We start from the raw sequence: 20602 nt of genomic DNA on the forward strand, positions 1-20602 counted from the left end.
GCGGGCGTCGGCCCCGGTCCGCCACGAGGGCGGCCGGGGCTCGACCGGCCGGGGCTCAGCCTCTGGCCGCGGGCTCCTCCCGCAGCCGGCCGGCCGCCTCGTCACGCGCCGGGGCGTCGTCCGGCGGCGGCGCGGAGCCTTCGGTGAGTTCCACGCGGGGCAGCACCCGGTCGAGCCAGCCGGGCAGCCACCAGTTGGAGCTGCCGAGCAGTCGCATCAGCGCGGGCACCAGGACGACCCGGATGAGCGTGGCGTCGACGAGCACGGCGACGGCCAGCGCGAAGCCCATCTGTTTCACCTCGACCACCTTCGTGATCATGAAGGCCGCGAAGATCACCATCATGATGGTCGCCGCCGCCGTGATGACCTTCGCCGTGTGCGCGACCCCCTCGGTCACCGCGCGGGTGTTGTCCCGCGAGTGCCCCCACTCCTCCTTCATCCGGGAGATGAGGAAGACCTCGTAGTCCATGGAGAGCCCGAAGAGGATGACGAAGGTGAGCAGCGGGAGGTACGCCTGGATGAAGCCGCCGCTGGTGAAGTCGAGCAGCGACGCGCCGTGCCCCTCCTGGAAGACCAGGGTGAGGAGGCCGAAGGCGGCGCCGACGGAGACGAGGTTCATCACGATGGCGCTCAGCGGCAGCAGCAGGCTGCGGAAGGCGAGCAGCAGCAGGATGAAGGAGAGGCCGAGCACCAGCGCGAGGACGAGCGGCGTGGCGCGCGAGACCTCCTCGGAGATGTCCACCGTCTGCGCGCTGAGCCCGCCGACGAAGGCCGATGTCCCGTCCCGCTCGCCCACCGTGTCCGGTACGGCGGTGTCCCTGATCCAGTGGACGAGGTCCACGGAGGCGTCGCTGTCGGCGGCCTCGCGCGGCAGCACGGCCAGGGCGGTGGTCCGTCCGTCGGTGGCGATCAGCCGGCCGAGCCCTTCACCGTCCTGCTTCGCCGCCTCCATGAGCGTGCGCAGTCCCGCCGCGTCGACGCCGCCGGTCTGCTGCCTCAACACATCGGTCACGGACTGCACTTCGGCGACGTCGTCGTTGTCGCGCAGTCGCTCGGTGAGCTGTTCCAGCGCGGCGAGGTCCGCGTCGTCCAGCGCGCCCGCGGGTTTGTCGAGCACGATCTGGAGCGGGGTGGCGGCGCCCGGTACGAACTTGTCGGCGACCAGTTCGTAACCGCGCCCCGCAGGGGCGTCGGAGACCGCGGAGGCGCCGACGTCGAAGCCGAGCTTGAGCTGGGCCGCGGGCAGGATGGCGAGCAGCAGCACGACGCCGGTGAGTCCGCCGACCAGTACGGGGCGGCGCATGACCACCTTGGTCCAGCGCGCCCAGCCGGACCGGCTCACGTCGGTCGTACGTACGGAGCGCTTCATGCCCGGTACGGCGAGCTTGTCGATACGCGGGCCGAGCAGGCCGAGTACGGCGGGCAGCAGCGTGGTCGCGACGGCCAGCATCGCGGCCACGGCGATCATCACGCCGAGCGCCATGGTCCGGAAGACCGGCGCGCGCACCACCAGGAGACCGGCCACGGAGATGATGACGGTGCATCCGGAGAAGAGCACCGCCTTGCCCGCGGTGGCCATCGTCGCGCCGACGGCCGCCGGTACGTCGCCCTTCCTGGCGGCCAGTTCCTCCCGCATGCGGGTGACCGCGAACAGGCAGTAGTCGATGCCGAGCGCGAGGCCGAGCATGGTCACCACGGCCTGGGAGAACACGTCGAAGCTGACGACACCGCTGACCGCGCCGAGCGCGCCGAAGGACGTCACCAGCGCCACCACCCCCAGCAGCAGGGGCAGACAGGCCGCGACGAGGGTGCCGAAGGCGGCGAGCAGGACGAGCAGCGCGATCGGCAGCCCGATGGACTCGGCGCGGGCGAGGTCCTTGTCCTGCTGTTCGACCACGGCGGCGTTCAGCGCGCTGGATCCGGTGAGCATGACGTCGACGCCCTCGCCGTCGGCCGCCACGTCGTCCAGGGTGTCCTGGATGCGCGGCACCGTGTCCTGCCGGTCCCGTTCGCCACCGCCGAGTCCGACCGGTACGAGGAGAGTTCGGCGGTCCTCGGAGAACAGGGTGGGGTCGTCCGCCGCGTACGGGTCGGCGATGTCCAGCACCCCCTCCTGGTCGCGCAGCGCGGCGACGGCGGCGCCGACCGCCGCCCGGTAGGCGGGCGCGTCTGCGGTGTGCCGCGTCGAGTCGAAGACGACGACCGCGTCCTCCGAGACCGGGCTGGCGAACTTCTCCGTCAGCAGCGTCTCGACGCGTGCGGAGTCCGAACCGTCCACCTTCAGCGACGATCCCGTGAGGCTGTCGGTGAACTTCGGCACGAGCAGCCCCGCGCCGACGATGACCAGGGCCCAGACCGCGATCACGCGCCAGGCCCGCCGGGCGCACCAGGCCCCCCATCGGTACAAGATCGGCCGGTCGACGCGGCCGTGAACGCTCCTGGCCGTTTCGGTCCCCATGAACTCTCCCTAGACTGACTGGTCGGTCGTGTGACTTTAGCCTGCATCGACCGGCCGGTCTAGAGTGGCTCCCTGAACGCGCCGCCCCGCCGGCGGTGGTCGGAGCAGAAGGTGGAGACATGGGTACGGCACGCGAAGAGGACGCATCGGCCGGACGCGGCGAAGGCGGCGAGTCACGCCAGACGGCCCGCAGGACCCAGATCCTGCAAGGCGCCACCGCGGTCTTCGCCCGGCTCGGTTACCACGGCGCGCGGATGGACGACATCGTCAAGGAGTCGGGCCTCAGCAAGGGCACGATCTACTGGTACTTCACCAGCAAGGAAGAGATCGCCGTCGAACTGGTCCACCAACTGCTCAGGGCGGAGGAGGAGTCGATGGAACTCCCCCGCGAGGAGTGGGTGACACCGGAGGCCCGGCTCGGGGCGATGGCGGAGGACTTCACGCGGAGCCTGCGGGAGGACCCCGTACGCGCGCCGCTGGCGCTCGAACTCCTGGCGCTCGGGCAGCGCATCCCGGCCATCAAGACGTATTTCGCCGGATACCACGAGAAGTACCTGGCCGTGCTGGCCGAGTTGCTGGGCGCGGCTTCCGGTCGCGCGCCGACCGAGAAGCGGGTCAGATCCGCGGCGGTGGCGGTCACCGCGATGGTGGACGGCTGGGCGCTGCACGAAGCACTGAACCCGGAACACGCGGCCACCGGGGAGAGCCTCGGCGAGGCCGTCGCCGTACTGATCGACGGCCTGCGGTCGTAAGGGGCCGCGCAACCGGGCGCGGATCGCGCCCGGTTGCCATGCCGGACCTGACAGATACCTGTTGGATCCCTGCGGGAGCGCACCGCCGGTAACACTAGACCGGCCGGTCGGTCTATGGGTAGCATTCCAGCCATGTGACGCTTCACGGGGGGTGGGGGCCATGGGGGCGGAGAGGCACGCAGGACTTATTCTCGCGGCACCTCACGCCCACCCTCGCGTTACTCACGGGTATTGGCGTGAGGCGCGATGAGAATTGGCGCGTTCTCTCTTCGGTACGCGACCGTGCTGTTCGCCGTCCTGCTGGCCTACAAGGCATTCCTCTCGCACACCCTCGTCCTGCCCGGCGACGCGGCGGACCTCGCCCCGGACGTGCTGGTGACTTCCACGCACTACTACTCGGCGAATTACGCGACCGCCCAGGAACCGCACTCCCGGTACAGCGCGCCGCCCAAAGCCCGCGCGCTTTTCCACATCGAGGACTTCCGCGTCCTGCGCAAGACTCACTGCGAGGGCTCCGTCAACCCGGTGGCCGATCCGCACGGTCAAGGCGCGGAACGCCCGTACGCCACCGCACCCGCGCACGCGGCGACCGAGCCGCGCGCACCACCGTCCGGGCTCGACCGAACCCTGTTATCGGCCTGGTGCGATTCCCCCGCACATATCCGGGCCCACCTCCAGATATGGCGCGTATAGCCGGAACGGGCCTCCCGGGGACGTCACCAACACCCCTCGGGAACCTCGGCTTCCACGGCACGTAGCGCACCATCAACAGGGGGAAATTCACCATGAGTAATCTCAAGAGTCAGAACCGGCCAACCGACCATTCGGGACACGCGCGACTGGGCAAGAAGGCGCTCTTCATCACCTGCACGGACGCGAATTTCTCGCCGACCCGGCTGACCGGTATCGCGCCGGAACGGCTTTTCGAGCTGCGGAACATGGGAAACATCGTTCCCAAGAGCGGTACGGCCGCGATATCCAGCGAAACGGCGGCAATCCAGTACGTACTGAGCGAGTCAAACCTCCGCGACGTCATCCTCTGCGGCCACTCCCGGTGCGTGGCCGTTTCCTGCCTGCTGAGCCGCCACAACGCCCCCGTGCCGCCGGCCGTCAAGCGCTGGCTCTCGATCGGGCGCTCCCGGGTCGCCTGCGAGGACGCGATGGGCAAGGTCCCGGTCGGACCGCTGAGCCAGGCGGCCTGGGACACGGCCTCGCGGGCCCATCTGGCGGTCCAGCTGGCACATCTGCTGGAGTACGCGGAACTGGCCCGCCGCCACGCGGACGGTGAACTGCGCATCCACGGCTGGTTCTTCAACAGCCGGGGCCGGGTGGAGACGCTCCCCGTCCCCACCGCCCACCTCACGACGACGGCCTGACCACCCGCCCGAGCTGGGGGCGCCGTCGGCCGGGACGCCACCTCCCGGCCGGCGGCGCGGGAGCGCCCGGACATCCACCTGGTCCAGGCGCACCTAAGCGAAGGGGTGTTGACGCGGGCCCTCCCCGTGAAGCGGACCCTCCCCTGCCTGCGCCCGCACCGCCGTGCCCAGTGACTTCCGCACCCCCTCGATCAGCTTCCCGCTGCTGTCGAACGCCGCCCGAAGGCCCTCCTGCGGGGTGGTGTCCGCGCGCTGGTGGAGGACGACGCCCAGGATCAGGCGTTTCGACGAGTGCGTCTGCGCCGTGGCCGCCCACATCAGGGCGCCTCCGGCCGGCGTGCTGGAGCCCGTCTTGAGGCCGATGACGCCGGACCGACCGAGGAGGGTGTTGGTGTTGGGGATCGTGGCGCCGGTGACGGGATCCTCGGTGCCGGGCATCGCGACGATCTCGCGGAGCACCGCGTCGCGCATCACCGCGCGGGCCAGTTTCACCTGGTCGACGGCGGTGCTCCGGCTCGTGGACTCGTACCCGCTGGCGCCGGTGTACATGGTGTCGCGCATGCCGAGCTTCGCGGCGGCGCGGTTCATCTTCGCGACGAAGGCCTCCTGGCTCCCGGCGTCCCAACGGGCCAGCAGGCGGGCGATGTTGTTGCCCGAGGGGATCAACGTCAGTTCGAGCAGCCGCCGTTCGGTGAGCCGCTGCCCCTCGTCGACCCGGACGGTCGACTCGTCGGCCGAACCGGACTCCTGTGCCGCCTTCCTGTCGACGGTGATGACCGGACCGGGGTCCGTGGTCCGGAGCGGGTGGTCCTTGAGGATCACGTACGCCGTCATGACCTTGGTGACGCTCGCGATCGGCACCGGCTTCTGCTCCCCCTTCGTCCCGAGGCTCCCGACGCCCTCGACCCACACGCTCGCCTGGCCGTCCTCCGGCCACGGGAGGGAACGCGCCCCGGGGCTCAGGTTGTCGGAACCGCCGTCACCCGTGAGTCCCCACGTGGCGCCCACCAGGGCGACGACGGCCGCCGCGATCGCGGCCGTCATGAGAACGATCAGGCGCTTTCGCCGTGGGCGGGCGACGCGGGGGTGCGGGGCAGGGCGCATGAGCGGTTACCTCCAGGGACTCCGACGTGGCGGAACGCGCGTCGTTCGCGCATGTCAGCCACCCTGGAAGGCAGTTGTTTCCGTGCTGTGCGAAGCGTCGGTCCAACGCCGCTCCGCTGCCCATCCGTCGTGTATCAGCCAGGCAGACGGAGGGTCGCCACCGCGCCCCCGTCGTCCGCCGCGTTGGCGAACGTCAGCGTGGCCCCGATGACCTGCGCCTGGCCCAGCGCGATGGTGAGGCCCAGGCCGTGGCCCCGGCCGCGTTCGGCCGCGCCCGTGCGAAAGCGCCGCGGGCCGTCCGCCAGCAGCGACTCGGGGAAGCCGGGGCCGTGGTCGCGTACGACGACGACCCCGTCGCCGACCGTGACCTCGACCGTCGCCCGCTCATGGCCGTGTCCCTGCTCGACTCCGTGCCGGTGGGCGTTCGTCATGAGGTTGGCGACGATACGGTCCAGACGGCGCGGGTCCGTCGCGGCCACCGGCTTGCCCGCGACCGTCACACGCGCCACCAGCCCCGTCCTGGCCACGGATTCGGCGACGACTTCGCCCAGCGGCACCGGCCGGATGTCGGCCTGTTCCGCGTCCGCGTCCAGGCGTGAGATCTCCAGCAGGTCCTCGACCAGCGTCCGCAGCACCCGCACCCGGTCCCTGACCAGCTCGGTCGCCTCGCCCTCCGGGAGGAGCCCGGCTGAGGTGACCAGGCCCATCAGCGGGGTGCGCAGCTCGTGGGCGACGTCGGCGGTGAAGCGCTGCTCGTTCAGCAGCCGGTCCTGGAGGCTGTCGGCCATGGTGTCGACGCTGGCCGAGATCTCGGTGATCTCGTCGCCCGTCCGGCGGCCCGCCCCGGTCCTGGCGGCGAGGTCACCGGAGGCGATGCGCCGGGCGGTCCGTGCCACCCGCCGCAGCCGCCGGTTGGGGAGTTCGGCGGCGACGGCGGACAGCGGGACGATGACGGCGAGCGTCGCCAGCGAGTACTTCCACATGTTCCGGTCGAGGGCGCGGCGGCTGAGCTGGTCGGGAGTCATGTCGAGCGAGACCGCCGCGAGAGCGCCGTCGTCCAGCCGCTGCGCGGCCCACATCCGGGGGCTGTACCGCCGGCTCTCGTCGTAGAGGTCGGCCTGTCCGTCTTCCCGGGCTTTCCGCACCAGCTCGGCGGGCATCTCCTCGGGGTTGTACACGACATGGGCGACGTCGACGCCGTCGGCACCGTCGGCGCTGCCGCGCTCGGTCGCGAGGGCGCCGTCCAGAGCGGTGTACGCCTTGGCCGCGCCGTCGTTCATGGACCGGTCGTACGTGCTGCCGTGCACCAGCACGCCGACGGTGAACGCGATGGAGCAGCACGCGACGGCCACCAGCAGGGCGATCTTCCAGCGCAGGGAACGCCAGGAGCCCATGTCAGCGCCGCAACTTGTAGCCGAAGCCGCGGACCGTCTCGATGCGCTCGGTCCCGATCTTCCTGCGCAGCCGCTGGACGCAGAGATCGACCACGCGGCTGTCCCCGTCCCAGCCGTAGTCCCAGACGTTACGCAACAAGGTCTGCCGCTCCAGCACGATCCCGGGATGGGCGGCGAACTCCAGCAGCAGGCGCAGCTCGGTGGGCGCCAGCGCGACCGGTTCACCGGCCCGGAACACCTCAAGGCCGCCGGTGTCGATGCTCAGGTCGCCGAAGACGAGCAGCCGGTGCCCGTCGGCGGCCGGCCCGTCCGGTTCGGACGGCGGCGCCTCTCCCCCGGCCGGACCCGGCGCGAACGTCGCCCGGCGCAGCAGCGAGCGCATCCTCGCCACCAGGACGGAGATGTCGACGGGCTTGACGACGTAGTCGTCGGCGCCGGCCTCCAGCCCGGACACGACGTCCAGCGCGTCGCCCCGCGCCGACATCATCAGGATCGGGTCGGTACTGGACTCCCGAATCCGGCGGCACAGCCCGATACCGTCCAGCCCCGGCAGCATCACATCGAGCAGCAGCAGGTCATGCCGCCGCTCCCGGAAGAGTTCCAGCCCCGTCAGCCCGTCCCCGGCCACGGCCACGTGGTAGCCGTACCGCTCCAGTGCCATCGCGACGGATTTCCGGATGACCTCGTCGTCCTCGACGAGAAGAACAGAGACGGACATTTCTTCCCACCTGTAGCGCGTGCTCGTTCGACGTTGCCCTGCCGGCGCCCGCCGCCGTACGGCCAACCAGGCCCTTGCGACCGTACCTCGCCCATGTATCAGCCACGCATCATCACCGAGCCACCGCCATCGCTCACCCTCGCCCACCCTCGGAAAAGGCCGGGATCCGTGGGCAGGTGATGTTTCGGGGGTGGGGTGCGCTGGGTATGACAGGCCGCCCCGTATGAGGGTGCGCCGCACGTGAACTTCTGAGGGGTGGGGCATTTGAGCCCGCGTACGTCGCACGCGTACCGAAGTCTGAGCATGAAGCGCCGGGTGTGGCTGACCCTGGGCGCCGTCGTCCTGGGGGGCGCCGGAGTGGTCACCGTCGCCATGGCCGATCCGCCGGAGGAGCCGGGCAAGGGCGGTCCCGAGAAGCGGTCGGCCAAGGTGCACACGGTGCAGCTGTCGAAGGGCGGGGCGAACGAGAGGGAGCTGCCGAGCACCAGCACGGAGCCGTTCTCGCTTGTAGGTGTCGGCTGGGACAGTGCGTCGGCCGAGATCGACGGTGTGGCTCAGGTGCGTACCAGGGAGGCGAAGTCCGGCAAGTGGTCGGGCTGGCAGTCGCTGGAGCTGGACTCGCACGGACCGGACGAGCCGGAGGGCGCGGCGCGGGGTGCCTCCGAGCCGCTGTGGGTGGGGCCGTCCACCGCGGTGCAGGTACGGGTGGAGTCGGACACGGCGCTGCCCAAGAGCCTGAAGCTGCACATGGTCGATCCCGGGGTGAGCGCGGCCGAGGCGAAGAACCCGGCCGACCCGGTCCTGGACAGTGCCGCCTTCGCGGTGGAGGAGACCGCGTCCCCGTCGCCGGGTGATTCCGTTACGCCGACGGATGTCCCGACGGTTGTCCCGACAGAGCCGGCCGAGTCGGCCACCCCGACGGACACCGCGACGCCGGATCCGAGCCCGACGGACACAGCGACGCCGGATCCGAGCCCGACGCCCACCAAGCCGACCGCCCCGCCCTCGACGGTGAAGCGTCCGCCGATCATCGACCGCGCGCAGTGGGGCGCGGACGAGACGATGGTCGCCGACCCGGCGGAGTACATCGACAAGGTTCAGGCGGTCTACATCCACCACACCGTCGGCTCGAACAACTACAGCTGCGCCGAATCGGCCGCTCTGGTCCGCGGCATCATGACGTACCACGTCAAGACGGAGGGCTGGAACGACCTCGGCTACAACTTCCTGGTCGACAAGTGCGGCCGGATCTTCGAGGGCCGCGGCGGCGGCGCCGACCTGCCGGTCAAGGGCGCGCACACCTACGGCTTCAACAGCTACTCCACGGGCATCGCGCTGCTCGGTGACTTCGAGGGCGACGCCGCCACCGGCAAGGCCGCCGGGCGGCCGACGACCGCCGCGCAGCAGTCCGCCGCCCGGGTCGCCGCCTGGAAGCTGGGTCAGTACGGCGGCAACCCGAAGGGCTCCGTGACCCTCGTCGCGCAGGGCGACACGGGCAAGTACAGCGAGGGCCAGAAGGCGACGATGAGCGTGATCTCCGGTCACCGCGACGCCTTCGCCACCGCGTGCCCGGGCAAGAACCTCTACGCGAAACTCCCCGCGATCCGCGATTTCGCCGCCGGCCCCGGCCGTAACTCCGCCATCCCGAGCGCCGACTTCAACAGGGACGGCATCAACGATCTGGTGGTCGGCCTGCCCCTGGCCGCGAGCAGCGACGGAAGCGTCACGGTCCTGCCGGGCACCACCGCCGGACCGGGCTCCTCGGCGCGCAGGATCATCAACCAGAACAGCCCCGGTGTCCCCGGGAACTCCGAGGCCGGCGACCTCTTCGGCTCCGCCAACGCGTGGGGCGATGTCAACGGCGACGGCTACGCCGACCTGATCGTCGGCTCGCCCGGCGAGAACGGCACCACCGGGCAGACCGACACCGGCGTGGTGGCGGTGCTCCACGGCCCCGGCCTGAACACCGGCAAGGGGTACTGGACCGACGCGGCCACCCGGGCCGCGGGCGAGAAGCTCGGTGCCACGGTCACCTCCGGTGACTTCAACGCCGACGGCAACGCGGACATCCTCTCCATCGCCCCGGGCAAGCCCGGCCGTTGGTGGGCGTGGGACGGCAAGTCCGGCGCGGCCAAGTCCGGTTACCTGAACTCGACGGCGTACACCACCGCCGCCGGCTACGCCTCAGCCGTCAGCGGCGACTTCAACAAGGACGGATACGCGGACGCCGCCGTCGGCTTCCGCGACCCGGGCGGTGTCGGCCGGCTGCTGTGGCTCAAGGGCTCGGCGACCGGGCTCCAGCGCGTCGGCGTCCTGGAGGCGCGCGGCGGCCGTTCGCTCGCGGCGGGCGACCTCAACGGCGACGGCTACACCGACCTCGCGGTCGGCCAGCCGAGCACCACGGAGTCCGGGCACACGCTCAAGGGCGGCGCGGTCACGGCCGTCTTCGGGTCGGCGACCGGACTGACCTCGACCGGACGCAAGACGTTCGGCCAGGACACCACCGGTGTCCCGGACACCGGCGAGACCGGCGACGACATGGGCGCCTCCGTCTCCGTGGGTGACGTCAACCTCGACGGGTACGACGACATCCTCAGCGGCCTGCCGGGTGAGGACATCACCCGAGGCGGTGTCGCCCGGACCAACGCGGGCCAGGTCATCCTGCTGCGCGGTTCGTCCACGGGCCCGACGGCCACCGGCTCGGCCGCGTACCACCAGGACACCGCGGGTGTGCCGGGTACGACCGAGTCCAACGACCGCCTCGGCTCGTCCGTCTCGCTCACCGACCTGTCGGGCTACAGTCGGGCCGATCTGGCCATCGGCGCCGACGGCGAGGACGGCGACAACGGCACGATCCTGCAGCTGGACAACAGCAGCACCAGCGGCATCGTGACCAGCTCGGGCGTCTACTACGGCACCACGGCGCTGGGCGCCCCGGCGGGCATCCGCATCGGCCGGACGCTGGCGCCGTAACACCTCGCAGCCCCGGTCTCCGCGACAACGGACGGAGACCGGGGCTGCTTCGTCATCGGGATGCCGGCGGGATCAGCCGCGCGGCTCTCCCTCTTGGGCGGTCGACCCGTACCGCGCCTTGATGTGCTGCATGTGCGTCAGTGTGCGGACCAGCCGGATGGCGAGAACGGCACAGACGATGTCGAGAACGTCGGCGAGCATGAGAAGGCCGAGACCCGCGTTCGTCGGGCCGACCGATTCGGCCATGTCGTAGACCGCGCCGCCGGCCAAGGCGACGAAGCCCTCCGCGACCCAGAAGCCCCACCACAGGTTGATCAGCCCACGGCCCGGCCAGTCGGGCGAGTGCGGTCCCGTGGAACGGCTCGCTTCCCAGATGTCGAGGTGGATCCGTCGCGGAAACCACAGGTTGACGACCGGGATGAGCCAGCTCCAACCGGTCCAGCCGCGGCCACGCCGGTGGGTGCCGGGGGCGAAGACCTCGGCGTTGTCGCGCAGGCGGTACAGCCAGCAGACGTAGACGATTCCGGTGGAGAGGTAGAAGACGCTCTGAAGCGAGCCGGAGAGATTGTAGTAGCGCAGCCGTTTCTCGACACCGGGCACCGTCCACAGGACCGCCCGGGCGTCCGGCACGCCGCGCAGCAGGTCGTACAGATGGACGCCCGAGGCGAGAGACAGCACATCCGTGACGATCACGGCACCGAGCAGCAGGGAAGTGGCCAGCCCCAGACCGATCGGTGAGCGCAGTACCGCGAGGTAGGCGGGCGAAGGGGCGGCGGCATGCGTCGCACTGGTGTTCACACACCGACCAGCGCATCGCACGCCCCAGACGTCACACCAGGCCACTCCAGGAACGGCGGCGCGGCAACGTGGCAGTCGGGCGCCGGCCCCGCCGCTCCCCCTTGAGGCAGGTTACGACGCGCGTTTACCTGCGTCCTGGGCGTGCTCCGAGCTCCTGCCTCGCGAGGGAGAGGCCGCCGGGGGACTCTTCAACTGCCCCGGCGTATCCGTCCTGCCCGGCTTCCGCGGCGCCGAGGGCACGTCCTCGTCCGTACCGGACAACAACGTGGCGCAGTACGCGTCCACGGCACCCTCTCCACCCGCGGCCTCCGCCAGCCGCTGGAACGCCGTGCCCCGGTGGTTGCCGTTGCCCCTGCTCCACGCGTGGCACAGCGCCGCATGACTCCGGGGTACCGGATCGTGCGCCGACGCCGAGGCCGAGGGGCTCGGTGACGGGGTGCTCCGGCCCGTCGCCCCGGGTGTACCGCCAGGCGTACGCGGGGCGTCCACGCCCGGCCGGGACACGGTGCTTTTATCAGGCCCTTCGGCGGGCCGGGGCGGATCCGCGAGCACACCGGGGACGGCCGCCAGCGCCAGCCCGCCGAGCATGACGGTGGCGAGGGCCGCCCCGAGCGCCGCCCTCCACGAGACAAGTACGGAGAACCGGCGCCGGGCCGGGCGCCAGTCGTCGCGCCGTCGGCCACGCCGCGGTGCGACGCGGTCGGCCGCGTGGCCGGCCACCCGGAATGCCGCGAGCGCCCGTTCGACGCCCTCCGGCTCGACGTCACCGCGTACGGCATCCGCGAACGCCTCGATCTCGGGCGTGCCGAGCGCCGCGTCCGTCGCTTCCGCCTTGCGTCTCATGTCTCATCCCTCAGCGTGCCCGACGCCGCGGGCGCCGCACTCTCCGCCCGGCTTCCCGAGGTCAACTGCTCGGCCAGACGCTTCAACCCCCGATAGGCGGCCGTCCGAACCGCGCCCGCCCGCTTGCCCAACACCCGTGCCGTGGCGGGTCCGTCCAGCCCCACCACCACCCGCAACAGCACCGCCTCCGCCTGGTCCGGCGGCAACCCGACGATCTGTCTCAGCGCCCACTGTGTCGACATCGACTCCAGCACCGAGTCCACCGTGTCCCCCCGCGCCGGCAGCTCCAGGACGTCCAGTTCGAGGAGCGACGTCTGTGGCCTTCGCTTCTGCCTGCGAAGGTGGTCCAGCGCCCGGTGTCGCGCGATGGTCGCCGTCCAGCCACGAAATCCCGCGCCGTCGCCCCGAAAACGCCCCAGGTCCCGGGCGATCTCCAGCCAGGCGTCCGAGGCGACATCCTCCGCGTCGTCCCCGACCAGCCCGCGCAGATATCCGAGGAGCCCTGGATGTACGAGCCGGTACGCCGTCGCGAAGGCGTCCTCGTCCCCCTGCTGAGCAAGCGACACGGCACTCCCCAGCTCCACGTCGGACGCATGCGTACGACGCTGATCCCCACCCCTACCCACACATGCCTCTTCGATCGTCCAGCGTTCTTCCCCCTCCTCACAGCGCTACGCCGCACAGAAACGTCACAGCCTGCGGAACTCTCGTCCGAGAGCCGTTCCTTCCCCTGACCAAGCGAGACCGCGTCCTCAAACGTCACAGCGAAAACCGGAGTTGGGGGGAAGCCCGCACTGCCGTCCGCAGGTGCGAGGACCAAGTCCGGGTACAGTCCGTGCCCATCAGATCCACGGAGGACGCATGACTACTGATACGTCGGTGAAGTTGACCTATGTCGTGACATGGCGGGAGATATCTGAGGGACTGAAGATGCAGATGCGGCACAGTCCGGTCGGACGGTGGTGCTACCGCGTCCTGTGGGGTCTGTGCGCGATTCTCGCCTTGCTGTCCCTGGCCAACCTGTTGACCGGGGGCCTCGACGCCGCGGGCCTGGAGGTGTGGAGGTTTCTTCTGATCGCCTGCCTCCTCGTGATAGCCGTCCGCTGGCTGACGGCTCTGGCCCTGCTCGCCTACGCCCGGCATCTGGGCGAACACCGCGTGACAGTCGACGCGGACGGGATCAGTACCGTTTCCGAGCGGCACACGCATCAGACCAACTGGGGCTTCTACGGGCGCAGCGCCGAGAGCCGCCGGGTATTCGTGCTGCTCACCCCGGACGTGTGGGGAACCGGGTTGATGGTGCTCCCCAAACGCGGTCTGAGTGACCCGCAGGACTCCGAACGACTGCGGTCGCTGATCACCGAGCATCTCGCAACCGGGTCACCGCGGCGGTCGGCCCGCGGTTCCCGGGACGAGTCACACACTCCCGCCTCAGACCCGTACACCGAGCGCCAAGAATCATGAACGAGGCTTCGTCACCGCGTGATCGGGCGCCCGGCCGACCGAACCAGCCGTAACACGAGGCGGCAGTCCAGGTAGGCGTCTGAGGCAGTTGGTGGCGATCTGTCCGGGGAGACGGTCGCCGGCCGGTGGCCGTTGACGGCTGTGCCGCGCGCGCCTACGTTGCCCTCACCCGTACGCCGGACATGTGCCGGTCATGACGGATCCCGAGGCCATGAGGGCAGGGCGATGAAGGCAGTGCTCCAGGAGCGGTTCGGGCCGCCGGACGTCCTGCGGCTGGAGGAAGTCGACCGGCCCCGGGCCGGGGCCAGCCAGGTGCTGGTACGTGTGCACGCCGCCGCGCTCAACCCGTACGACTGGCACATGATGCGCGGCGACCCCTACGCGGCGCGGCTGACGGGCGGCATGGGGCTGACCCGTCCGAAGTGCCGCGTGGCCGGTATCGACGCGGCCGGAGTGGTGGAGGCTGTCGGAACCGGCGTGGGCGGACTCCCGCCCGGCACCCCGGTACTGGGTTTCTGCGAGGGGGCGTTCGCCGAATACGCGTGCGCCGCGGCGGAGTTGCTGGTGCCGAAGCCCGAGCGTCTGTCCTTCGAGGAGGCAGCGGCCACGCCGATGGCAGCGGTGACCGCCCTGCGCGGCATCCGGACGGTGGGCCGGGTCCGGGCCGGGCAACGGGTACTGGTCAACGGGGCGGGCGGCGGCGTGGGCACCTTCGCCGTACAGATCGCGGTCGGCCTGGACGCGGAGGTCACCGGGGTGTGCAGCGCCGGCAGCATCGAAATGGTGCGCTCGCTGGGCGCCACGCACGTCGTCGACCACCGCCGCGAGGACTTCACCGACAGACACGCTCGCTACGACGTGATCCTGGACAACGTGGGCAACCTGCCGCTCGGCCGGCTGCGTCGGGCGCTCACCCCGACCGGAGTCCTGGTGGCCAACGGCGGCGGCTCACCCGGCCGGGTGTTCGGGGCGATCGGCTCCACGCTGAAATTGGTCGCGGTCAACGCCGTCGCCCGGCACAGCCTGCGCCCGATCATCCCGGCGACCCCGAGCGGTCCGGCCCAGGAAGATCTGCTCGCCGTGACCACGCTCATCAACGACGGTCAGGTCACCCCCGTAATCGGCCGGACCTACCCCCTGACCGACACGGCCGAGGCCATGCGGCACATGGAGGAAGGCCACTCCCACGGCAAGACCGTGATCACTGTGCACTGACGCGCTGCCTGGTGCTGGGGCTGCCTGGCGCCGGGTCCTTCCGACACGGTCAGGCAGCGGTGGCACGAGAGGCCGCCACCGCCCGGCCACGCTCGGATTCCGGGAACCGCCGCAGCAGTTCGCGCAGTTGCGGTGCCGGGGTGTTCGCGCCGAAGACCGGGGTGCCGGGCTCCATGCGTACACCTTCGGCGAGCGCTCCGGCCTCGACCGGATCGAAGCCGAGGGCATCCACCAGCGCGGTGACGGTGGCCACGGCCTGGGGTTCGTCCCCCGCGACGGCGATGGCGCGGCGGCCCGGCGCCCCCGTGGTGAGATCCGGGCGGGCGCCGTCCTCCAGGTCGTGATAGCCCATGTGGTTGAAGGCTTTCACGACGCGGGAGCCGGGCAGGTGCGCCTGGACGAGTTCGCTGGAGGAGGTGCGCGGGTCGGTGAGGTCGTCGCGGATTCCGTCCACCTCCCACCAGTAGTTCATCGCGTCGACGACGAGCTTGCCGCGCAGTGCCTCCACCGGGACGCCGCGGTACTTGCCGAGTGGCAGGGCGAGGATGACGAGGTCCGCCTCGGCGGCGGCCTGTTCGGCGGTGACGGGCTCGGCGCCGGGGGCGAGGACCTCCACGGTGAGGGCGATGCGCTCCGGCGCGCCCGAGCCCGCGATCCGGACCCGGTGGCCGGTCGCGACGGCGAGGCGGGCCAGCACCGTGCCGACCTTGCCCGCGCCCAGGATGCCGATCGTCGCGAGAGGGCGAGTGCTCATTGCGTACTCCTTTGCTGCGGTCAACCGCGGTCAACCGCGTTCAGTCGGCCAGTAGTTCGCGGACCTTCGGGATGACCTCGGTGCCGTACAGCTCGACCGCCCGCAGCCGGGCGCTGACCGGCTGGGCGCCGCTGGTGTAGACGAGGTCGAACCGGCCGACGCCGAGCTGCCTGATGGTGGCGGCCATCTTGCGGGCGACGGTCTGGGGGGAGCCGACGTACATCGAGCCGTGTTCGACCTCGGCCTCGTACTCGCTCAGGGTGACCGGCGGCCAGCCGCGCAGGGCCCCGATCGTGTCCCGGACGATCCTGTAGTGCGGCCAGTGCAGGGCACGGGCCTCCTCGTCGGTGTCGGCGACGAACCCCGGGGAGTGCATGCCGACCGGGTGCACGGTGGTCCCGAACTGCTCGGCCGCGCGCCGGTAGAGGTCGATGTAGCGGCTGAAGCGGGACGGGTCGCCCCCGATGATCGCGAGCATGAGCGGCAGCCCGTAGCGCGCGGTACGGATGACCGACTGCGGGGAGCCGCCGACCCCGACCCAGGTGGGCAGGCGTCCGGACTCGGTCTTGGGGAAGACGTCCGCGTTCCGCAGCGAGGGGCGCTGGCTGCCGTCCCAGGTGACCGGCTTCTCGTCCAGCAGCTGGACGAACAGGTTCAGCTTCTCCTCGAAGAGGACGTCGTAGTCGGCCAGGTCGTAGCCGAACAGCGGGAACGACTCGGTGAACGAGCCCCGGCCCAGGATGACCTCGGCGCGACCGTTCGAAAGCGCGTCCAGGGTCGAGAACCGCTGGTGGACACGGACCGGATCGTCCGAGCTGAGCACCGTGACACCGGAGGCGAGCTTGATCCGTTCGGTACGGGTGGCGATGCCCGCCAGCACCGTCTCGGGCGTGGAGACGGCGTACTCGGGCCGGTGGTGCTCGCCGAGCGCGAGCGCGTCGACCCCGATGGAGTCGGCGAGCACGGCCTCGTCCACAACCTGCCGGATCGCGCGGGCGTAGGAGACGGGACGGCCCTGGTCGTCCTGGGGGACGTCGCCGAAGGTGTCGAGACCGAAGAGGACGTCGAGCGGGGCGGCGGACATGACGGACTCCGTTTCGGAGGAGGAACTGGGCAGGGGGTGAATGCCTTCGGGCGCCTTCGGGCGGCTTACCAGGCGTACGGGCCGAAGCGGCCCCAGGCGATCACGATCGCGACGGCGAGCAGGACGATGTTGACGCCGACGTTCGGCCATTCGCCGCGGCGGGCGTGGATGACCACCGCACCGATCATGATCAGTGCGACGCCGACGGCCGCGAGGGGCGTGAGCACGGTGGCGATGCCGGTCGCGGCCGGGAGGATCAGGCCGAGCGCGGCCACCACCTCCAGTGCGGCGATGGTCTTGACCTGGCCCGCGCTGAAGCTCTTCGCCCAGGCCATCGACTCGGCGGTCTTCTCGTAGGGCTGGGCGAGCTTGCCGCCGCCGGCGGCGAGCATCCCTGCGGCGAGCACGGCTTGCAGGATCCAGAGGAAGACATTCATGTCGGAGTCCGATTCGTTCGACGGAAGTTTGAAGGGAGATCGAGGGAGATCGACGGGAAGGGATGCGGCCGGCGCCGGGCGCCTCGGTACCGAGCGCTGCGACGGAGGGTGCAGAGCCCGGGGCGAGGAGCCGGTGGCGAAGCCTCGGACAGCTTAAGCGGACTTCACCCCGTTTATATTCCGGTCGGCCGGACAGATCGCGAAGCGGGGATAGATTTGCCGCATGGACCGAACGCCCCTGCCTCTTGGACGGCCCCGCGCCGAGCGCGCCGACGCCGCCCGCAACCGGGAGCAGCTCCTGGCGGTGGCCCGCGAGATGGTTGCCGAGCTGGGGGCGGACAAGGTCACCATGGACGGCCTCGCCGAGGGCGCCGGTCTGGGCAAAGGCACCGTCTACCGGCGCTTCGGCACCCGCGCCGGCATCTTCCACGCCCTGCTCGACGACGACGAGCACGCCTTCCAGCGCGAGGTCCTGGCCGGGCCGCCTCCGCTCGGCCCCGGCGCGAGCCCCTTGGCGCGACTGGCCGCCTACGGCCGGGCCCGTATCGCCTTCCTCACCGCGCACATCACGATCGTCCGCTCCGCCCTGGACCACCACCGGGCTGTCCCCGCCGAGGGTGGCAGCGCCTTCACCCAGGCCCATATCCGCATGCTGCTCGGCCAGGCGGGCACCGGCGTCGCCGACCTGGACAGCCTGACCGTCCAGCTCACCAGCGCCCTCGAAGGCCCTTTCATGATCTTCCTGGCGCTGCCCGGGGCCGGCCCCGAGCCGAGCGCCGACGCCGACGCCGCCTTCGAGCGGCGCGCCCGCCCGCTCGGGGACAGCTGGCAGACCCTGGTCGACAGAGTCTGCCGCGGAGCCTGAACCTGTTCGGTCCGTGGGGCCGTGCGCGCGACGCCGGGTCTCGACGCTCCTTCCGGATCCGGCACGGCACGTACAACCGATCGGGGCCGGCAGGTGTCTAGGGGTTACAGGTGGCCGTTCTGCTGAATGACACCTTCCGTTCAGCGATGTCCCGACAGAGGATTCCGCCCATGCCGACCCCGCCGCACCGACGCCGAGTCTCCCGTTCCGCCGTCGCCACCCTCGGTGCCGCCGGGCTCGTCGCGCTCGGCGCCGCCGCCGCTGCCGCTCCCGCCGCCGTGGGCGACGAGGCGCCGCCCTCCCTGGCCCTCGGAGACATCAAGCCGATCACCGGAGTGATACCGGGGAGTCCGGTCGATCTGCCGGTCACCGTGGTGAACAACGGCACCACGACCGTCGACAAGGTCTGGATCAAGTACACCGCCACCCGGGGTCTCGCGTTCCCGGAGGTTCCCTCCAACTGCCAGAAGCAGTACGTCGGTTCGTACGACGAGATGCCCGAGCGGTGGATCGCGATCTGCGCGTTCGACGAGGCGGTGAAGCCGGGCGTCGCCTACACGCCCCAGAAGCCGTTCGCCGTCAAGGCGGAGAAGCACGCCTTCGATGACGAGATGTGGGTGACCGTCACGGATTACGAGCCGTCACCGGACGAGAACAGCACTCCGATTCCGGGCACCGCGCCCGAGATCGAACTGATCGAGTCGCCGACCGAGGGTACGGGGTCCAAGGACCGGTTCAGGGTGCCTGTCACGTCGGTCAACACGGCCGACTACGAGGTGACGGGCGCGGCGTTGTGGGGGAAGCCCGGCGACACGGTGACGATGAAGGTGACGTTCACCAACACCGGCCCTGGCTGGGTCTGGTCGAAGCCGGGGACTCCCTGGACTTCCGTCCTGGTCACGCTCCCCGCCGGAACGTCGGTCGTCAAGCCCGACTTCTACTGCAAGGCCAAGGGCAAGGTGTACAACTGCGGCCTCACGACCCTCCCGCAGGAACACCTCGAGACGGCGACCTTCACCTTCAAGTTGAAGATCGACAAGAAGGTGGCGGGCGCCAGGGGCTCGGTGGCGTTGAGCAACAGGAAGCTGCCGTTCGACCCCGACAAGGCCAACAACACGGCCCCCATCACGCTGGAGGTCACCGGCGGGGAGCCAGGCGCGACGGGCGGTACGACGAGCGGTACGAGCGGTGGCTCGGACGGTGGCTCCGGCTCGACGGGCGGGTCGAGCGGCGGAGCGGGCGGCGGGTCCACCGGCTCGACGGGCTCAACCGGCTCGACGGGCGGGGCGTCGCCTTCCGGCGGTGCCGGTACGGCCACGACCGGCGGCAACCTCGCGGCGACCGGCTCCTCCTCCACCACACTCCCGATCGCGGGCGTGGCCGTCGCAGCGGTCGTCATGGGCGCGGGCACCATCCTCGCCGTACGCCGCCGGGCGCGGCACGACAACTGACGGACTGAGGCGCACGCCGAACGGCCGGGCATAACCGACACGGCACAGCGATGCCGGATCTCCCCACCTCCACCTTCACTGATGGCGCGATGCGGCCCGCATTCCTAATACCCAAAGGCTCCCATTCATCCTGCCGAAAACAGTGCGCATGCACGCAACCGCACGAATCGACTCTTGTCCTAATGAAATTCTATTCACCCCAATGAGTGCAGCGAATTCGAATTTTTGGCGGGGTGTCCATCAGAATGATGGAGCCTCCCGTCGTCGCAGTCGTTGGAGATGCCGTTGCCCAGTCATGTCACGCCCGCCCACGGTCACAGCTTTTCATCTCCGGCTCCGGGCCTGGACTCATTCCGCGACCACAGGGACGTCGCGAGTTTCGCGCCCGCCGCGCTCGGATATGCCCTCTTCGCCACTCGCTGGCTCCAAGCTCCGCTCTATTTCGGCCTGGTCGCCGCGCAGGGCGTCTATGTCTACAAGTTCTTCAACGAGCTGTGGAAATTAATCGTTCATGTCATCAACGGCCACGCCGACGAGACGTACGTCATGCTCGCCGTCCTTAAACTTGTCGACGTCGTAATGATCGCCAATCTGCTGATTATGACGATCGTCGGCGGCTACGAGACCTTTGTCTCGCGTATCAACCTCCAGGGCCATCGCGATCAGCCGGAATGGCTCTCGCACGTCAACTCGAACGTGCTCAAGGTCAAGCTCGCAACCGCCATCGTGGGCATTTCGTCCGTCCATCTGCTGCAGATGTTCGTCGACGTGCACCACACTTCCCAGCACGCGCTGCTGTGGGGAACGGCGATCCACATGGCCTTCATCGTGTCTGCCGGGATTCTGGCCTATATGTCGGGCCCCATGTTGGAGCCGCGGAAGAGCGGTCACGAGTGCGGTGGCCATGGGGGCGGTG

19 protein-coding genes are annotated in these 20602 nt (G+C 70.4%); 9 read left to right on the plus strand and 10 right to left on the minus strand.

Annotation, left to right across the window (positions count from 1 at the left end):
- Positions 1-55: 55 nt before the first annotated feature.
- Positions 56-2458, minus strand: coding sequence for an MMPL family transporter (locus BHU15_RS15160; RefSeq protein WP_069627667.1), 2403 nt, complete (start codon positions 2456-2458; stop codon positions 56-58).
- Positions 2459-2577: 119 nt separating this feature from the next.
- Here BHU15_RS15160 and BHU15_RS15165 point away from each other — a divergent pair, with 119 nt between their 5' ends.
- From BHU15_RS15165 to BHU15_RS15175, 3 genes are all read left to right on the plus strand, one after another.
- Positions 2578-3210, plus strand: coding sequence for a TetR/AcrR family transcriptional regulator (locus BHU15_RS15165; protein WP_069627668.1), 633 nt, complete (start codon positions 2578-2580; stop codon positions 3208-3210).
- Between the two features lie 246 nt (positions 3211-3456).
- The gene (locus tag BHU15_RS15170) at positions 3457-3903 is read left to right on the plus strand and encodes a hypothetical protein (protein ID WP_069627669.1); all 447 of its coding nucleotides are present in this window, start codon (positions 3457-3459) and stop codon (positions 3901-3903) included.
- Positions 3904-3995: 92 nt separating this feature from the next.
- A complete protein-coding gene (locus tag BHU15_RS15175; protein WP_069627670.1) occupies positions 3996-4586 on the plus strand; it encodes a carbonic anhydrase in 591 nt (196 codons plus the stop codon).
- A 93-nt stretch (positions 4587-4679) separates the two neighbouring features.
- On the opposite strand, the gene BHU15_RS15180 is transcribed toward BHU15_RS15175, so the two are convergent.
- The 3 genes from BHU15_RS15180 to cseB form a co-directional block, all read right to left on the minus strand.
- Positions 4680-5630: a D-alanyl-D-alanine carboxypeptidase family protein gene (locus BHU15_RS15180; RefSeq protein ID WP_069627671.1), complete on the minus strand. Its 951-nt coding sequence runs from the start codon at positions 5628-5630 to the stop codon at positions 4680-4682.
- Positions 5631-5824: 194 nt separating this feature from the next.
- Entirely contained in the window at positions 5825-7084 is a 1260-nt protein-coding gene (locus BHU15_RS15185) for an ATP-binding protein (protein WP_069627672.1), read from the minus strand.
- Position 7085: 1 nt separating this feature from the next.
- Entirely contained in the window at positions 7086-7802 is a 717-nt protein-coding gene (gene cseB, locus BHU15_RS15190; RefSeq protein ID WP_069627673.1) for a two-component system response regulator CseB, read from the minus strand.
- Between the two features lie 303 nt (positions 7803-8105).
- Here cseB and BHU15_RS15195 point away from each other — a divergent pair, with 303 nt between their 5' ends.
- Positions 8106-10775: an FG-GAP-like repeat-containing protein gene (locus BHU15_RS15195; RefSeq protein ID WP_171908374.1), complete on the plus strand. Its 2670-nt coding sequence runs from the start codon at positions 8106-8108 to the stop codon at positions 10773-10775.
- A gap of 72 nt (positions 10776-10847) precedes the next feature.
- On the opposite strand, the gene BHU15_RS15200 is transcribed toward BHU15_RS15195, so the two are convergent.
- From BHU15_RS15200 to BHU15_RS15210, 3 genes are all read right to left on the minus strand, one after another.
- Positions 10848-11573, minus strand: a complete 726-nt coding sequence (locus BHU15_RS15200) for a DUF4328 domain-containing protein (protein ID WP_069627675.1) — start codon at positions 11571-11573, stop codon at positions 10848-10850.
- Between the two features lie 111 nt (positions 11574-11684).
- Positions 11685-12416, minus strand: coding sequence for a hypothetical protein (locus tag BHU15_RS15205; protein WP_069627676.1), 732 nt, complete (start codon positions 12414-12416; stop codon positions 11685-11687).
- On the minus strand, positions 12413-13042 hold the full coding sequence (locus BHU15_RS15210; protein ID WP_069627677.1) for an RNA polymerase sigma factor: 630 nt from the start codon (positions 13040-13042) through the stop codon (positions 12413-12415). Before BHU15_RS15210 ends, BHU15_RS15205 begins: the two co-directional genes overlap by 4 nt.
- Positions 13043-13277: 235 nt before the next feature.
- Here BHU15_RS15210 and BHU15_RS15215 point away from each other — a divergent pair, with 235 nt between their 5' ends.
- Complete coding sequence (locus tag BHU15_RS15215) at positions 13278-13880, plus strand: YcxB family protein (protein WP_069627678.1); 603 nt, start codon at positions 13278-13280, stop codon at positions 13878-13880.
- A 225-nt stretch (positions 13881-14105) separates the two neighbouring features.
- A complete protein-coding gene (locus BHU15_RS15220; protein WP_069627679.1) occupies positions 14106-15095 on the plus strand; it encodes an NAD(P)-dependent alcohol dehydrogenase in 990 nt (329 codons plus the stop codon).
- A gap of 49 nt (positions 15096-15144) precedes the next feature.
- Here BHU15_RS15220 and BHU15_RS15225 read toward each other — a convergent pair whose 3' ends face one another.
- From BHU15_RS15225 to BHU15_RS15235, 3 genes are all read right to left on the minus strand, one after another.
- Complete coding sequence (locus BHU15_RS15225; RefSeq protein ID WP_069627680.1) at positions 15145-15849, minus strand: NADPH-dependent F420 reductase; 705 nt, start codon at positions 15847-15849, stop codon at positions 15145-15147.
- Between the two features lie 40 nt (positions 15850-15889).
- Positions 15890-16933: an LLM class flavin-dependent oxidoreductase gene (locus BHU15_RS15230; protein ID WP_069627681.1), complete on the minus strand. Its 1044-nt coding sequence runs from the start codon at positions 16931-16933 to the stop codon at positions 15890-15892.
- A 65-nt stretch (positions 16934-16998) separates the two neighbouring features.
- Positions 16999-17370, minus strand: coding sequence for a DoxX family protein (locus BHU15_RS15235; RefSeq protein WP_069627682.1), 372 nt, complete (start codon positions 17368-17370; stop codon positions 16999-17001).
- Positions 17371-17593: 223 nt separating this feature from the next.
- Here BHU15_RS15235 and BHU15_RS15240 point away from each other — a divergent pair, with 223 nt between their 5' ends.
- From BHU15_RS15240 to BHU15_RS15250, 3 genes are all read left to right on the plus strand, one after another.
- On the plus strand, positions 17594-18235 hold the full coding sequence (locus tag BHU15_RS15240) for a TetR/AcrR family transcriptional regulator (RefSeq protein WP_023538114.1): 642 nt from the start codon (positions 17594-17596) through the stop codon (positions 18233-18235).
- Positions 18236-18405: 170 nt separating this feature from the next.
- Entirely contained in the window at positions 18406-19686 is a 1281-nt protein-coding gene (locus tag BHU15_RS15245; protein ID WP_069627683.1) for an LAETG motif-containing sortase-dependent surface protein, read from the plus strand.
- 279 nt (positions 19687-19965) lie between these two features.
- A partial coding sequence (locus tag BHU15_RS15250) for a TIGR00645 family protein (RefSeq protein WP_438284962.1) occupies positions 19966-20602 on the plus strand: 637 nt, incomplete at its 3' end.

It is taken from the genome of Streptomyces niveus (assembly GCF_001723055.1).
GTDB classification, from domain to species: Bacteria; Actinomycetota; Actinomycetes; order Streptomycetales; family Streptomycetaceae; genus Streptomyces; species Streptomyces niveus.